Source organism: Streptomyces sp. NBC_01351, from assembly GCF_036237315.1.
Taxonomy (GTDB): Bacteria; Actinomycetota; Actinomycetes; order Streptomycetales; family Streptomycetaceae; genus Streptomyces.
Genome location: NZ_CP108356.1, coordinates 1,839,564 through 1,854,847, shown reverse-complemented (window position 1 = coordinate 1,854,847; position 15,284 = coordinate 1,839,564). Strand labels below are relative to the sequence as shown.

General features: G+C 70.6%; 10 protein-coding genes and 1 riboswitch. Of the genes, 6 read left to right on the top strand and 4 right to left on the bottom strand.

The annotated features are described in order from the left end of the window. The first annotated feature begins 65 nt into the window (after positions 1–65). Positions 66–1,304, top strand: a complete 1,239-nt coding sequence (locus OG625_RS08365) for a GNAT family N-acetyltransferase (protein ID WP_329377869.1) — start codon at positions 66–68, stop codon at positions 1,302–1,304. 4 nt (positions 1,305–1,308) lie between these two features. Here the strand turns inward: OG625_RS08365 and OG625_RS08360 are convergent, their stop codons facing one another. Both OG625_RS08360 and OG625_RS08355 read right to left on the bottom strand, forming a co-directional pair. Beyond that, entirely contained in the window at positions 1,309–3,528 is a 2,220-nt protein-coding gene (locus OG625_RS08360) for a terpene synthase family protein (RefSeq protein ID WP_329377867.1), read from the bottom strand. Between the two features lie 112 nt (positions 3,529–3,640). After that, positions 3,641–5,680: an ABC transporter ATP-binding protein gene (locus OG625_RS08355; protein WP_329377865.1), complete on the bottom strand. Its 2,040-nt coding sequence runs from the start codon at positions 5,678–5,680 to the stop codon at positions 3,641–3,643. Between the two features lie 365 nt (positions 5,681–6,045). On the opposite strand from OG625_RS08355, the gene OG625_RS08350 reads away from it, so the two are divergent. Further along, entirely contained in the window at positions 6,046–7,104 is a 1,059-nt protein-coding gene (locus tag OG625_RS08350; protein WP_329377864.1) for a vWA domain-containing protein, read from the top strand. Between the two features lie 83 nt (positions 7,105–7,187). On the opposite strand, the gene OG625_RS08345 is transcribed toward OG625_RS08350, so the two are convergent. Next, positions 7,188–7,706 (bottom strand): hypothetical protein, encoded by a 519-nt coding sequence (locus tag OG625_RS08345; protein WP_329377861.1) that lies wholly within the window; start codon positions 7,704–7,706, stop codon positions 7,188–7,190. A 240-nt stretch (positions 7,707–7,946) separates the two neighbouring features. Between OG625_RS08345 and OG625_RS08340 the strand changes: the two genes are divergently transcribed. The 3 genes from OG625_RS08340 (at position 7,947) to OG625_RS08330 (ending at position 9,670) form a co-directional block, all read left to right on the top strand. After that, positions 7,947–8,366: a hypothetical protein gene (locus OG625_RS08340; RefSeq protein WP_329377859.1), complete on the top strand. Its 420-nt coding sequence runs from the start codon at positions 7,947–7,949 to the stop codon at positions 8,364–8,366. Positions 8,367–8,369: 3 nt separating this feature from the next. Beyond that, positions 8,370–9,353 (top strand): hypothetical protein, encoded by a 984-nt coding sequence (locus tag OG625_RS08335; protein ID WP_329377857.1) that lies wholly within the window; start codon positions 8,370–8,372, stop codon positions 9,351–9,353. 95 nt (positions 9,354–9,448) lie between these two features. Next, the gene (locus tag OG625_RS08330; protein WP_329377855.1) at positions 9,449–9,670 is read left to right on the top strand and encodes a hypothetical protein; all 222 of its coding nucleotides are present in this window, start codon (positions 9,449–9,451) and stop codon (positions 9,668–9,670) included. An 85-nt stretch (positions 9,671–9,755) separates the two neighbouring features. On the opposite strand, the gene cobN is transcribed toward OG625_RS08330, so the two are convergent. Then, positions 9,756–13,454: a cobaltochelatase subunit CobN gene (gene cobN, locus OG625_RS08325; protein WP_329377853.1), complete on the bottom strand. Its 3,699-nt coding sequence runs from the start codon at positions 13,452–13,454 to the stop codon at positions 9,756–9,758. Between the two features lie 40 nt (positions 13,455–13,494). Continuing rightward, positions 13,495–13,622: riboswitch (cobalamin riboswitch) on the bottom strand. A 420-nt stretch (positions 13,623–14,042) separates the two neighbouring features. Between cobN and OG625_RS08320 the strand changes: the two genes are divergently transcribed. Continuing rightward, positions 14,043–15,284: a cobalamin biosynthesis protein CobG gene (locus OG625_RS08320; protein WP_329377851.1), complete on the top strand. Its 1,242-nt coding sequence runs from the start codon at positions 14,043–14,045 to the stop codon at positions 15,282–15,284.

The window sequence follows — 15,284 nt, the reverse complement described above, 5'->3', positions numbered from 1 at the left end:
GCCAAACGCGCACATCAGGCCATTTTGAGATGACCAGTCCGTGATGACCGATTAGTCTCCCGATCATGGTGGACATCCGCGAGGTACCCGAGACAGACATCGACCGTGCTCTGGAGCTCGCGTACCTGGTCTTCCATGATCGGCCCGAGAAGGAGGGCCGCGAGAAGCATCACGCGCTGCTGACGCGCTGCCGGCGGACCGGCGCCTACGACGGGGACGTCCTGGTCGGCTTCATGGCGGCGCACGACTTCCGGCTCTCGGTGCCCGGGACGGACCTGTCCTGCCCCGGGCTCACCTTCGTCTCCGTCGCCCCCACCCACCGCCGCCGGGGCGTGCTCACCGGGCTGATGGCCGAGATGCTGGACCACGCGGCGGCGACCGGCAGCCCGATCGCCGCCCTCTGGGCCTCCGAGGCCGCCATCTACGGCCGCTTCGGCTTCGGCAGCGCGACCACCGGAGTCACCGTCGAGATCGACTCCACCCGCCCGCTGGTCCTGCGCGTCGACCCGGACCCGCGCCCGCTCCGGCTCGTGGACCCGGACGCGGCGCTCGCCGAGATCGGCCCCTTCCACGAGGCCGCCCGCGCCGTGCGGGCCGGGCGCCCGAGCCGGAGCCCGGAGCGCTGGCGGGAGGAATGGCTGTGCGAACAGGCGGAGGAGGACGAGGAGTTGAGCCCGCCCCGGATCATCGTCCTCGGCGACCCGGACGAGCCGATCGCCGGCTACGTGGTCTACCGCACGAAGGCCGAGGACGACTCCGGGCCCGTCCGCGCACCGGGGCTGGTCCGCGTGGACGAGCTGGAGGCCGAGACCCCGGCGGTCGCCGCCGCCCTGTGGGAGTGCCTGACCGCGCTCGACCTCACCGGCAAGGTCTCCGCCTGGGGCCGCCCGGTCGACGACCCGCTGCTCCACTTCGCCGCCGACCGGGACCAGGTGCGGGTCACCGCCCAGTTCCCCGCGCTCTGGCTGCGGCTGGTCGACGTGGGGGCGGCGCTGACCGCGCGGTCCTGGGCCGCGCCGGTCGAGCTGGTGCTGGAGGTGCACGATGTACGGCTGCCCGCCAACGCCGGGCGGTTCCGGCTGAAGGCGGGGCCGGGCGGGGCGGCGTACGAACACGCGGACACCGGCCCCGACCTGGCCCTGGACGTACGGGAACTGGCCGCCTGCTACCTGGGCGGGACCCGGGCCGTCGAGCTCGTCGCGGCCGGCCTCGTACGCGAGCACACGCCCGGCGCGGCGGCGGCCCTGGACGCGGCCCTGGCGGCGGGGAACGGGCTGCTGCCGCACACCGCCGACGAGTTCTGACGGCCTACCGGACGGGCAGGGCGATCCGGGCGGCCGACATGCCGAAGCCGGAGTCCCAGACGCGGGTGGAGAGCACGTCGGGCATCCGATGCAGGTCCTCCGGCCGGTAACGGCGGATCTTCTGATGCCAGTTGAGGATTCCGGCGTGCCAGTCCTTGAGCTCGCCGACGTAAGCGTCCAGCGCGGCCCGGGCCTCGGCGCTCAGCTTCCAGTCGTCGTAGAGCAACGGCATCTGGTTCGCCACGATGTGCTCGAACTCCTCGGTGCGCTGGGTCATCAGCGCGTGGCAGATGTGCAGCGCCTCCGGGTAGCCGATGTCGAAGAAGTTCCGCGTCACCAGGACGTAGTTGTGGACCTCGCCCTCGACCTCCACCTCCTTCTGGTAGGAGAAGATGTCGTTGATCAGGCAGGCGGCGTCCGCGACGGCGTTCTCCAGTGAACGGATGGTCCCGGAGGAGTAGATCTCCTCGGGGATGCCCCGGCCCTGGTGCCCGAGCCGGCACAGGTACATCGTGAGGTAGGTGCCGAAGGTGCGGCGGCGCATCTCGGCGTAGTCGACCGGGTCCGGGATGCGGTTCTGGATCTGGTTGTCCACCTCCCACAGCCAGCTCTCCAGCATGTCCGCCAGCGTCGCCCGGAACTCGGTGCGCTGCTCCGTGGACATGGCGGCGCTGGTGCGCACCCAGAGGTCGCCGAGGGCGCGCTCCATCGCGGTCAGTGGCGTGGCCTGGTCGGAGTGGTCGACCGGGATCATCGCGATCAGGCGCGCCGTGGTCGCCTTGGCGGCCGACAGGTTCTTGGCCTGGGCGAAGACCACCGGGTAGTAGTCGTCCCCGTACGTTCCCCAGGTCAGCCAGGAGGCGTTCAGGGCGAGCGCCTCCGGCGTGCCGTCGGGGTCGATGCCGGCCGAGCAGACGGCGAAGTCGAAGCCGCGCAGCTTCTCCTCGGTCCAGATCGCCGAGCCGGGATCGCCCGGCTGCGGGTCCAGCAGGCCCATCCGCCGGGACCAGGCCACCGACTCCTCGCGGGCGTGCGCCAGGTGCGGGCTGAGGGTGAGCTTGTACGGCATGTAGATCTCGGGGATGACGGAGGGCCCGGTCCGCTCGAAGGGGACGTGGGTGAAGGAGCGGCGCCGCATCTCCATCGAGCGCTGGGTGAAGACGGACCGCAGGTCGAGGGCGGTGGTGCCGAGCCCGGTGGGGAGGAAGGGAAGGGTGACCGGGGAGGTGGCCTTGACCTCCTTGTTCATGTAGCGGCTGGAGACCATGTGCCATTCGTGGCCGCCGGACTGCCAGTCCTGCAGGCCCTTGGCGTAGGCCAGCACGGCCCCGATCTCGACCGGCGTCATGGCGTGGTCGGCGAACAGCTGGGGGAGTTCGGTGAGCGCGGTCTGCTCGAACTGCTGGAGGCGGGAGGTCAGCAGGTCGTTGGAGGTCTCGGCTGCCTCCTGGGTGGAGCAGCCGAGGAAGGTCTCCAACACCAGGATGGCGTTGGAGAGTTCACCCTCATCGGCCACTTCCCGCTGGTAGGAGAAGATGTCGTTCCTGATGTGCACGGCATCGGAGAAGGCGTCGCGCAGCACGCCGAGCGCCCGCGAGTGCGCGACGCGTGCCGGGACCTCGGCGGAGACGTACTCGATCAGACCGGCCGACCAGGGGGCGCCGCCGACCTTGCGGCGCATCTCGATGTATTCGAGCGGGTTCGCCACGCGCCCGATGTCGATGTTGGCGAGCTCCCACATCGACTCGTTGAGCAGGTTCTTCGTGGACAAGGAGAACCGTTCCCGCCAGTCCGCGGACATCGCGGGGACGGTCCGCCGCCACAGGTCGGCGAGCCCGGCCTCGACGGGGTTCGTGGGCTCGGGAAAACCGTCGGCCAGGTCCATGGGCATGAAGGCGGCGAGCCCGTCGAGGTACGCCTTGGCGCCGTCGCGGTCCTTCGTCCGCTTGTACAGCTCCAGGAAGTGGTCGTCGAAGAAGAACACCCATACGTACCAGTCGGTGACGAGCGAGAGGGCGTCGCTGTCGCAGTCGGGGTGGGTGTGGGAGCAGAGCAGCGCGTAGTCGTGCGAGTCGAGGTCGCTCTCCTCCCAGACACCGGAACCTTCCAGCATCCCGAAGTCGCGCGCCCACTGCTTGGTGTGGACCCTCGCGACCTCGTAGTGGGGGTTCCTGCGCGCCGGATAGGGCACGTAGAAGTCCGGCAGTTGGAACGGCTGCGTCACGGCGGGCTCGGCCTTTCGGTCATGGGTGCGGGGGCCGGGTCGCTCCGGCCCCCGCACGAGATCAGCAGGGCCCTACCCCCGGTGGCGCTGCGATAAGGGGAAGTTCACTTCATCAGGTGACGGAGTCGTCTTTCCGGGGCGCGAGGCCCTGGCGGGGGATAGGTGCGGGGGAGCGGTCCGACTGGTCCGACTGGTCCTGGCCGAACTGATCGGCCTGCATTCGGAACATGGACGCGTACCGGCCGCCGAGCGCCAACAGCTCTTCGTGTCCGCCCTGTTCGACGAGGCGCCCCTCGTGCAGCACGTAGATGACGTCGGCGAAGCGCACCCCGGACATCCGGTGCGTCACGAGCACCACGGCCCGCTGCGGTCCCGCCAGGCCGCGAATGCTCTCGAACGCGGCGATCTCCGCCTCCGGGTCCAGGGCCGAGGTGGGCTCGTCCACGACGATCACGCGGGCGTCGCGGAAGCGGGTACGGGCCAGCCCGAACTTCTGCCACTGCCCGCCGGACAACTCCGAGGCGCCCCTGAACACCCTTGCGAGCAGGGTCTCGTAGCCGTGCGGCAACTTCTCGACGATCCGGTCGGCTCCGGAGTAGCGCGCCGCGGCGACCACCTCCGCGGCCTGCGCGAGGTCGTCCTCCCCGGCGGTGGCGGTGGTGGTGGTGCCGGTGGCGGGCCGGCCGATGGCGATGTTCGTCCGGGCGGTCACCGGCCAGCGCTCGAAGTCCTGGGTGAGGAGGGCGACCCGATCGAAGACCTGCTCCCGGTCGGCGTCCCGTACCTCCACCCCGTCCCAGGTCAGCGACCCGGAGTCGGGCAGGTGCAGTCCGGCGAGCAGCTTGACGAGGGTGCTCTTGCCCGAGCCGTTCTCCCCGACGAGCGCGACGACACGGCCGGCCTCCACGGTGAGCGAGACGCCGCTCGGCGCGGGCACGTCCCGATCCGGATAACTGAAGCTGACGTCGTCGAGCCGCACCACTCCCATCCGTTCGGGCAGCGCCAGCCCGCCGACCGGGATGGCACGCCGCCGCGCCTCCTCCACGAACCGCTCCAAGTCCCGTACGTACAAGGACTCTTCGTGCAGGGTGTTGGTGGTGGCGACGAGCGCGCCCAGGCTCGCCGATCCGGTGCGCACCGCGATCACGGCGGTGCCGGCGATGGCGAGGTCCATCCTCCCGGTCACGATCAGCGCGCCCATCGCCCCGTACGTGACCAGCGCGGCGGTCCCGGACAGTGCGGCGGCGAGCAGTTCGGTGGCGGCCTTGTCCTTCGCGAGGCGGGTGGCCTCGCCCTCGGCGTGCTCGCCCATGGTGCGGTAGTGGCCGAGCAGGTAGCGGCCGACGCCGTGCACCCGTACCTCGGGGGCCGAGGTGCGCGAGATCAGCAGCTGACCGATGAGCCGTGCGGCCCGTACGTGCTCGACCCAGGTGATGACGGACAGGTAGCGGCGCTGCGCGACCCGCATGGCACCCCAGCCGCGCGGCGCCGCGATCAGCAGCAGCATGGGCAGGAGCAGCGGGTGCAGTACGGCCAGCACCCCGGCGGTCGCGATGAGCGAGATGATTCCGCCCAGCGCGGCCACACAGGCCCCCACGGTCCGGCGAGCCGACGGCGGCCCCCACTGCGCACTGTCGAGCAGCCGCCGGAACTCCCCGTCCTCGATGGCCTCCAGTTCCACTTCGACGGCGGCCTTCAGGTACTGCTCGTGCGCGGCCCGCTCGATCTTCGGCTCCAGCCGCCCGGCGGCCGCGGTGGACCGCGAGGCCAGCACGGCACCCAGTACGGCGACCAGCGCGCCCACTCCCAGCGCGGGCAGGGCGGCGTACAGCCGGTCCCCGGAACTCCCCGTGCCGAGCAGCGTCCGCAGTACCTCGCTCAGCACGAGCAGTCCGACGGCGGAGGTCACGCCCTGCCCGGCCTCGGACACGGCGACGGTGACGAGCGCCCGCCGGTCGGTCTCCCAGGCGAGCCGCAGGGTCCCGCGGACCATGCGGGGCATGGAGCGCAGGGTGCTGACGAGCCGCCCCTCGAGCCGGGCGTAGTCGTGGTTCGACCACCCGGCGTCGTACCGCAGGGGCCCTCCGAACAGCCGCCGCTCGCTCTCGGAGACGGCGGGGGCAGCGACCTCGGGCCGCTTGAGCAGCCTCATGCGCGGCCACCTCCGCCCGATGCGGGGTCGAACACCACATGAACGTGCACGGATCGCAAGAGTTCCTCCCGAGCTGCCACGGCCGCGAACTGACGCCGCAAGAACGTGGCTGCTCAGAGCGGCGTCACGGGACGGGAGGAACGAACGCCCGCACACACTTCCGACCCGTTCACCGACCCCAAGCGGCGCCCGGCCACGACTCCGTGACGGGGCGTTCGAACCACTCGGAGGTGGCGATGACCTCCTTCGAGGGATTGCGTCGGTGTCCGGCCGGGGGCCGGTGGCGGGGCTCGGGAGGGGGCTGCGTTGTCAGTGGGTCCTCATAGTGTGGAGACATCACTCGGGGACCTGGGAGGGGCAGAAACATGTCAGCCAACAAGATCCAGCACAAGGTGAATCACGTCGCGCTGGTCGTGGACGCTTCGGGTTCCATGCGTCAGCACCAGGGGCAACTCGTGCGGGTGGTGGACGAGTTCGTGGCGGGGTTGAAGGCCGAGTCGGACAGCCTCGGTCACGAGACGCGGATCAGCCTCTACTCCTTCGACCACAGGGTGGAGAACCTGGTCTGGGACATGGATGTGAAGCACCTGCCGTCCATGCGGGGGTTGTACAAGGTCAACAACGGCGCCACAGCCCTGATCGAAGCCTCGCTGAAGTCCCTGGACGACCTGGGTCACATCTGGGAGGAGTACGGCGAGCACAGCTTCCTCCAGATCGTGGTGACGGACGGCGAGGAGAACGCCTCCGGCGGCGACAGGCGGCACGATGGCGACATGGCCATACTCGGTCCCTGGCTCGACAGGATCGCGGCGAAGATGGGCGGACTTCCGGGTCACTGGACTTCCGCGATCCTCGTTCCGAATTCCCTGGCGAAGCGAACCGCTCAGAACTACGGCTTCCCGGCCGGAAACATCGCCATCTGGGATGCGGATTCCCAGGAGGGTGTCGAGGAGGCGATCGGTACCGTGCGGGCTGCCGCCACCAGCTTCCTTCGTGGCCGTGAGCAGGGTGTGCGCGGAACCAAGAATCTGTTCGCGGTCGGTCAGGACATCTCGGTCGACGACGTGCGGGCGAATCTCGAACCGGTCCCGGTGGACAAGTACCGGCTCCTGAAGGTCGACGCGGAGGTCGAGATCCGATCCTTCGTCGATTCGCATCCGGGCGTGACGTACGAGCGCGGGTCCTGTTTCTATCAGCTGGGCGCCCGGGTTCAGGTTCAGCCCGACAAGGAAGTCATCGTGGTCGAGAAGGACACCGACCGCGCGTACACGGGTGATGCGGCGCGCAGTCTTCTGTTCGGCACGGGTGTCAAGGGGACCGTGTCGGTGAAGGCGGGGTGCAATCCCAAGCTGGAGGTGTACGTGCAGAGCCGTTCGGTGAACAGGAAGCTCAAGGCGAATACGAGGCTGCTCATCCTGCTCTGAATTTCACGAGGAGGTGGGTGGAGCGGCGGCGCTCCGGCGCCGCCGCTCTCGGGCGGGCGGTGCTCCGGTGTCCCCGGTCCGTTTCACCCGCCGACGACACCGGGTCCGGTGTTCTTCTTGGCCGCGTCGCTCTGGCACTCCCGGAGTGCGTTGGTGTGCTTCGTCTTGAGGTCGGCCGACTGCTGGGGGGTCAACTCGAGCACGCCCGTGCTCGGATTGGGGTCGGGTACCCAGCCGAGGCCCTGCCGGCGCAGGCAGTCGGCCCACTGCTGCTCCTTGGCGAGCTGCTCGGGGTTGATCTGCTGCGGCGCGCCGGCGGGCTTGAGGGCCGCGCATGCCTTTTCGGCCGCGGCCACCTTGGCCTCCGGATCGGTCTTGGCCAACCGCGGCTCGCCGGCGTCCGTGGTTTCCACGGCGAGGCCGTTTTTCTTCAGGCAGTCGAAGTACTTGAGTTCGGCCTCGCCGGCCGGAGGACCGTCACTCGGCGACGGCTGGGCCGTTGCCCCGCTCTTGGCGGCGGCGGGGTCGGACTTCTCGGAGCATCCGCTCATCCCAAGAGAGACCGTGAGCAGCATCGGGATGATCAGTGACTTGCGTATCAAGGCGCTCCCTACGGAAAGAAATGGAATTCAAGCGTCCGCAATATTCGGTGCCCGGCGAGCGCGCGACCAATGCTAGCCCTACCGTAGGTGCGCATCAACTGCTGCTTATTCATGCTTAATTGACTGTCCATCATGTGGACTTTGGGTTGTGCTTGGGGAAATGCGGACGTTAAATCGGCTGCCGTACGACTCGGCCGACTCGAGCGGCATCTCTTGTTCGAAACCCCCAAGGAGAGCACCTTGAAGGTCGTCAACAGGAAGCGTTTCGCCGGGCTGGCGGTAGTCCTCGCCGGTGCGGGCGTGGTCGTCGCCGCCGCGATTCCGGCGGCGGCGTCTCAGAGGAACGGCTACCTCGAGAGCTACGAACTCGGTCTTTACTACAACTCCGGCCAGGGCGGCTGTGTCTTCGACCTGGAATTCGACAACGAGAATTTCGCGGGCTTCTACTTCACCGGTCCGTCCGGTTGTGCCGGGCGTGGAGAGAAGACCAACGACAACACCGCCTCGTACTACAACAACGACGTGCTCGCGTGGAAGGTGGCCACCGACAAGGACTACGACGGCAACGTGGGCACGATTCCCAAGGGCTACCGTGGGAACGCGACCGTGAACTTCAAGAACAAGATCAGCTCTGCGTATCCCCTCCTCGGCAGCCTCTGACCCATGCGACGCACGGCTGTGAGACTCGGCCATCACCGCGGCGTGTCCGTGGCCGCGGTGACCATGGCGACCTGTCTGCTGGCGGGGTGTTCTGACGGAGGCGGCGGTGCCGCCAAGGGGGAGCCCGAGCTGGGGCCGGTGGCGAGCAATCCCGCCACGGCTTCCCTCGCCTTCCCGATGGACGCCTACACGGACTCCGAGGCCGACAGCCGTCGCATGGAGCACGTACAGGATCGGATGATCAGCGAGTGCATGGCCCGGTACGGGTTCCAGTACGTGGGCCCGCGCAGCTATTCGGGGCCGACGCCGTCCGCCAATGCCGAGGACCGGCACCGCTATCGGTACGGCACCGCCGATCCCGCGCACGCCGCACGGTACGGCTACGACAAGCAGGCGGGTGCGGGGCCGCAGGCCAAGCCCGCCCGGCCGGAGCTCAGCGACAGCGCCATGCTCGTACTGAACGGAGTGCGCTCCGGCGAGAGTGTGCAGAACCGGCCCGACCCGGTCTCCCACGAAGAGGCCGAGAAGACCGACAGCGGCATCAGTGTCGGCGGGAAGAAGGTCCCGCCGGGTGGCTGCGGACGCGAGGGCTACCGCAGGCTGTACGCGCCGACCAAGGACAGCGTGGACCTGCTGTTCGGCTTCGGCCTGTCGTCCGAGGCCCTCGACCGGTCCAAGAACGACTCCCGGGTCCGGGACGTCGTCGCCAAGTGGTCGGCGTGCATGGCCGAAGCGGGATACGCGGGCATCGAGACTCCGTACGACGTGGTCGAGAAGCTGGGCCTGGCGGGGGACAAGGGCGGGCCCCGAGCCGTCGTCGTCGCGGTCAAGGACGTTGCCTGCAAGCGCGAGGTGAACCTCGTGGGCGTGTGGGCCGCGGTCGAGACGGCCTACCAGAACCAGCTGGTGGACGAGCATGCCGAGACGCTCGCGCTCTACAAGAAGCAGCGGGACGCCCGGTTCGAGCTGGCTGCCTCGATGTCCTGACGGGACGCGTCCCGGGGTGTCGGGGGGTGGGGTGATTGTCCGATTGGGTTAGGTTTATCCGTGTTGTGGTTCCGGCGTTCCGGGAGGGAACACTCATGGCGATCGATCTGGACAAGGTGCTCGACAAGGCGTGGGCCGACAAGCCCCTCTCCGAGGTGCTCGCGGCTCCCGTGGCCGCACTCAAGGGCGTGACCGACAAGGACGGCCAGCTGCTGCACGAGGCGTTCGGGGTGATGACCGTCGCCGATCTCGGGCAGCTGAAGTACGTGCGGTGGGCGCAGGCGCTCGTCGCGCTGAACCAGACCGTCAAGGCTTAGCAGGGCCGTCCGCCCCGCCTTCTCGGAGGTGGATGAGAGGCCGCCCCCTCCCCCTGGCGGGGGAGGGGGCGGCCTTGTGGTGCTGTCAGACGGTGTCTTGGTCGGACTCGGCTTCGAGGTTGCCTTCCGTGTCCAGGTAGACCTGGCGGAGGGATTCGAGGATCTGCGGGTCCGGCTTTTCCCACATGCCGCGGGATTCGGCCTCCAGGAGGCGTTCCGCGATGCCGTGGAGAGCCCAGGGGTTGGCTTCCTCCAGGAAGGCGCGGTTCGTCGGGTCCAGGACGTACGTTTCCGTGAGCTTGTCGTACATCCAGTCCGCCACCACGCCCGTCGTGGCGTCGTAGCCGAAGAGGTAGTCGACCGTCGCGGCGAGTTCGAAGGCGCCCTTGTACCCGTGGCGGCGCATCGCCTCGATCCACTTCGGGTTGACCACGCGGGCGCGGAAGACGCGGCTGGTCTCCTCCACCAGGGTGCGGGTCTTGACCGTTTCCGGGCGGGTCGAGTCGCCGATGTAGGCCTCGGGGGCCGTGCCGCGCAGGGCGCGGACCGTGGCGACCATGCCGCCGTGGTACTGGAAGTAGTCGTCCGAGTCGGCGATGTCGTGTTCGCGGGTGTCGGTGTTCTTCGCCGCGATGGTGATGCGCTTGTAGGCGGTTTCCATTTCGTCGCGGGCCGGGCGGCCTTCGAGGCCGCGGCCGTAGGCGTAGCCGCCCCAGACCGTGTAGACCTCCGCCAGGTCGGCGTCCGTGCGCCAGTCGCGGGAGTCGATCAGCTGGAGGATGCCCGCGCCGTAGGTGCCGGGCCGGGAGCCGAAGATACGGGTGGTCGCGCGGCGTTCGTCGCCGTGGAGGGCGAGGTCCGCCTGGGCGTGGGCTCGGATGAAGTTCTCCGATGCCGGCTCCTCGAGGGAGGCGGCCAGCCGGACCGCGTCGTCCAGGAGGGCGATGACGTGCGGGAACGCGTCGCGGAAGAAGCCCGAGATGCGCAGGGTCACGTCGATGCGGGGGCGGCCCAGTTCGGCGAGGGGGATGGGCTCCAGGCCCGTCACGCGGCGCGAGGCCTCGTCCCAGACCGGGCGGATGCCCAGGAGGGAGAGGGCTTCGGCCACGTCGTCGCCCGAGGTGCGCATCGCGCTCGTGCCCCAGAGGGACAGGCCGACGGAGGCCGGCCATTCACCGTTGTCGGTGCGGTAGCGGGTGAGGAGGGACTCGGCCAGGGCCTGGCCGGTTTCCCAGGCGAGGCGGGAGGGGACCGCCTTGGGGTCCACCGAGTAGAAGTTGCGGCCCGTCGGGAGGACGTTGACCAGGCCGCGGAGGGGGGAGCCGGAGGGGCCGGCCGGGATGAAGCCACCGTCCAGGGCGCGGACGACGTGCGCGATCTCGTCCGTGGTGCCGGCCAGGCGGGGGACCACCTCGCGGGCCGCGAAGTCGAGCACCGCGGTGACGTCCGCCGAGTGTGCCGAGGCGACCGAAGCCACCGCCGACGGGTCCCAGTTCGCGTCCTCCATCGCCTGGACCAGGGCGCGGGCCTGCTCCTCGACGGCGTCGGCGGAGGTGCGGGTGGCCGCCGATTCGTCGAGGCCGAGGGCCTCGCGGAGGCCCGGGAGGGCCGTCGTGCCGCCCCAGATCTGGCGGGCGCGGAGGATGGCGAGGACCAGATTGACGCGGGCCTCGCCCGTCGGGGCGCCGCCGAGGACGTGCAGGCCGTCGCGGATCTGGGCGTCCTTGACCTCGCACAGCCAGCCGTCGACGTGGAGCAGGAAGTCGTCGAAGCCGTCGTCGTCGGGGCGTTCGGCCAGGCCCAGGTCGTGGTCGAGCTTCGCGGCCTGGATCAGGGTCCAGATCTGGGCGCGGATGGCCGGGAGTTTGGCCGGGTCCATCGCGGAGATCTGGGCGTACTCGTCCAGGTGCTGCTCCAGGCGCGCGATGTCGCCGTACGACTCGGCGCGGGCCATGGGCGGGACGAGATGGTCGATGAGGGTGGCGTGGACGCGACGCTTGGCCTGGGTGCCCTCGCCCGGGTCGTTGACCAGGAAGGGGTAGATGAGGGGCAGGTCGCCGAGGGCCGCGTCGGGGGCGCAGGAGGCGGAGAGGCCGGCGTTCTTGCCCGGGAGCCATTCCAGGTTGCCGTGCTTGCCCAGGTGGATCATGGCGTCGGCGCCGAAGCCGCCGTCGGAGGCGTTCGCCTGGATCCAGCGGTAGGCGGCCAGGTAGTGGTGGGACGGCGGGAGGTCCGGGTCGTGGTAGATCGCGATCGGGTTCTCGCCGAAGCCGCGCGGCGGCTGGATGAGGATCAGGAGGTTGCCGCGGCGCAGGGCGGCCAGGACGATGTCGCCCTCGGGGTTGGAGGAGCGGTCGACGAACATGTTGCCGGGGGCCTCGCCCCAGTGTTCCTCGACGTTCGAGCGGAGGTCGGCGGGGAGCTCGGCGAACCAGCGCTTGTAGTCGGCGGCGGGGATGCGGACCGGGTTGCGGGCCAGCTGCTCCTCCGTCAGCCAGTCCTGGTCGTGGCCGCCGGCCTCGATGAGCGCGCGGATCAGCTCGTCGCCGTCGCCGGAGACCAGACCGGGGATCTCGGGGACGGGGCCGAAGTCGTAGCCCTCGGCGATGAGGGTGCGGAGCAGTTCCACGGCGCTGGCCGGGGTGTCCAGACCCACGGCGTTGCCGATGCGCGAGTGCTTCGTGGGGTACGCGGAGAGGACCAGGGCGACGCGCTTGTCGCGGCGGTCGATGTAGCGGAGGCGGGCGTGGCGTACGGCGATGCCGGCTACGCGGGCCGCGCGCTCGGGGTCGGCGACGTAGGCGGGCAGGCCGTCCTCGTCCAGCTCCTTGAAGGAGAACGGGACCGTGATCAGGCGGCCGTCGAACTCGGGCACGGCGACCTGGGTGGCGGCGTCGAGGGGGGACAGGCCCTCGTCGTTCTCCTCCCAGGCGGAGCGGGAGCCGGTCAGGCAGAGGGCCTGGAGGATCGGCACGCCGAGGGCGGCCAGGGCGCCGGCGTCCCAGGACTCGTCGTCACCGCCCGCGGACGCGGTGGCGGGGCGGGTGCCGCCGGCGGCGAGGACGGTGGTGACGATCGCGTCCGCGGAGGCCAGGGCTTCGAGGAGCTCCGGCTCCGGGGTGCGGAGGGAGGAGACGTAGAGGGGGAGCGGCGTGGCGTTCCGGGCCTCGATGGCCTCGCAGAGGGCGTGCACGAAGGCGGTGTTGCCGGACATCTGGTGGGCGCGGTAGTAGAGCACCGCGATGGTGGGGCGGCCGGCCTCGCTGGGGGCGCCCGTGGTGGGGCCGTCCGTGGTGGGGGCGCTCGTGGTGGTTTCCGCGGTGCGGTCCAGGTGGCCCCAGGTGGGGGCGGGAGCCGGGGGCTCGAAGCCGTGGCCGGTGAGGAGGACCGTGTCCGAGAGGAAGCGGGCCAGCTGGCCGAGGTTGGCGGGGCCGCCGTGCGCGAGGTAGGCGTGCGCCTCGGCCGCGATGCCGATGGGGACCGTGGAGGCCTCCATGAGCTGGGCGTCGGGGGCCTGTTCGCCCGTCAGGACGACGACCGGGCGGGTCTGGCCGGGGGCCAGGAGGACGTCGAGGCCGTCCTGCCAGGCGCGGAGGCCGCCGAGGAGGCGTACGACGACCAGGTCGACTCCGTCGAGGAGCGCGGGGAGGTCGTCGAGGGGAAGGCGGGAGGGGTTCGCGAAGCGGTACGTGGCGGGGCCGTCGGGCGTGGTCGCCGTGGTTGCCGTGTTCGCGGCGCGGGCGCTGAGCAGATCGGTGTCGGACGTCGACAGCAGCAGGATCATGCGGCGGCAGGCCTTCCTCGGGGTTTCCGCGCCCCGGGCAGTGAGGACAGCGGGAGTTCCTGACTCACCCTTTGGCCGTTGGCTGCCGGGTTCACAGTGGCGGGACCGCGCCGGAATCGCACCGGGCTTCCTCCCATGTCGCCGTCCTCGGCGATGGCGGACCGTGTGGGCCGCCGGAAGGTCATCTTAGGGGTGGGCGGGTGCGGGTCTGTTGCCGGGTCGCTGCGCTGTGCTGGGCCGGGGTCGGTCGGGTGCGGGTCCGCTGCCGGGGCTCTGCCGTGACGCTGCGCTGGCGGGGGCTGGGTTCTCTCGGGTGCGGGTCCGTTGCCGGGGCTCTGCCCCGGACCCCGCGCCTCAAACGCCGGCGGGGCTGGATGTGGTGCGGAGGGGCTGGGATGGGGTGGGGAGCAGAGTGGGGCTCGGCCTTGGGTGCTGGGCCGGCGGGGCTGGATGTGGTGCGGCGGGGCTGGGTGTGGTGTGGCGGGGTTGGATGTGGTGCGGCGGGGCTGGATGTGCGGGGCTGGGTGTGGTGCGGTGGGGTCGGTGGGGGTGGCGACGGACACAGGTCGGGGGAGCGGAAACGTAGGTATGCTCGCCGCCATGCCCCAGCCCCCTTCCGCCGCATCGCGGGACGAACCCGTCATACGGGATCGCGGTGATGCCTGCCCCGGTGCGCTGCGGCTGCATGCCGCGGACGACGGGTTCCTCGCTAGGGTGCGGATACCCGGCGGGCTGCTCTCCGCGCCGCAGGCCGCCGCGCTGGCGCTGGCCGCCGACCGGTTCGGGGACCGGCAGCTCGAGCTCACCTCGCGGGGGAACGTGCAGCTGCGCGGCCTCGCCGAGGGGTGCGGGGGAGGGCTCGCCGAGCTGCTCGACGGGGCCGGGCTGCTGCCGGCCCCGGCTCATGAGCGGGTGCGCAATATCGTCGCCACGCCGCTTGCCGATCCCCGCCTTGCCCGCGCGCTGGATGCGTTGCTGTGCGCCGACGCCCGAGTCACCGCCCTGTCCGGACGGTTCCTGTTCGCCGTCGACGACGGGCGCGGGGACGTGGCCGCGCTCGATCCCGACGTCACCCTGCTCGGCCCGGACGCGGGCGGCCGTACGCTGCTGCGCCTCGGCGCGGCCCGTGACGCCGTCGAGGTCCGGGTAGAGGATGCACCGAGGGCCGCCCTGATGGCCGCCCACCGCTTCCTCGACGCCGTTGCGGATGCCGGAACCCGGGCCTGGCGCGTGGCCGAGCTCCCCGCCGCCGAACGGGCTCTGGAGGCCGAGGAGTTCGGCCGGTGGCTCGCTGCCGCCGGCATTGCCGCCCGGTACGTGGCCGACGCGCCCCGGCCGTACGCGCCGCCGCCCGCGCCCGGGGTGCATGGGGACTCGCTGTGCGTACTGGTCCCGCTCGGCCGGCTCACCACCGCGCAGTGGCGGACGCTGCCCGGCGAGTTGCGCGTCACCCCCTGGCGCAGCATCGTCGTCACCGGAGCTCCGGTCGTCGACCCCGGGCTCGTGACCGACCCCGACAGTGCCTGGCGGTCCGTCACTGCCTGTACGGGTAAGCCCGGTTGCGTGAAGTCCCTGGCCGATGTACGTGCCGACGCGCGTGCCGTCGTAGAAGAGGCGCGCGGGCCGCTGCCCGTGCACTGGTCCGGCTGCGAGCGCAGGTGCGGGCATCCGCGGGGGACGGAGTGGGTGGATGCCCTTGCCGTGGGGGATGGGTATCGACTGTCCGTGCACGGACGGGAAGTGCCCCACGAACCATCAGACTTGGCGGCCGGGCTTGCGGCCGTGCGCAACGCATACCCCTCAGAGTCCGAAGCCGCAGTGAAGAAGTGA

Bases quoted from the DNA above. Each gene is read 5' to 3' on its own strand.
- OG625_RS08365 (WP_329377869.1), top strand. From the start codon at position 66: ATGGTGGACATCCGCGAGGTACCCGAGACAGACATCGACCGTGCTCTG.
- OG625_RS08355 (WP_329377865.1), bottom strand. From the start codon at position 5,680: ATGAGGCTGCTCAAGCGGCCCGAGGTCGCTGCCCCCGCCGTCTCCGAG.
- OG625_RS08350 (WP_329377864.1), top strand. From the start codon at position 6,046: ATGTCAGCCAACAAGATCCAGCACAAGGTGAATCACGTCGCGCTGGTC.
- OG625_RS08335 (WP_329377857.1), top strand. From the start codon at position 8,370: ATGCGACGCACGGCTGTGAGACTCGGCCATCACCGCGGCGTGTCCGTG.
- OG625_RS08330 (WP_329377855.1), top strand. From the start codon at position 9,449: ATGGCGATCGATCTGGACAAGGTGCTCGACAAGGCGTGGGCCGACAAG.
- cobN (WP_329377853.1), bottom strand. From the start codon at position 13,454: ATGATCCTGCTGCTGTCGACGTCCGACACCGATCTGCTCAGCGCCCGC.
- OG625_RS08320 (WP_329377851.1), top strand. From the start codon at position 14,043: ATGCTCGCCGCCATGCCCCAGCCCCCTTCCGCCGCATCGCGGGACGAA.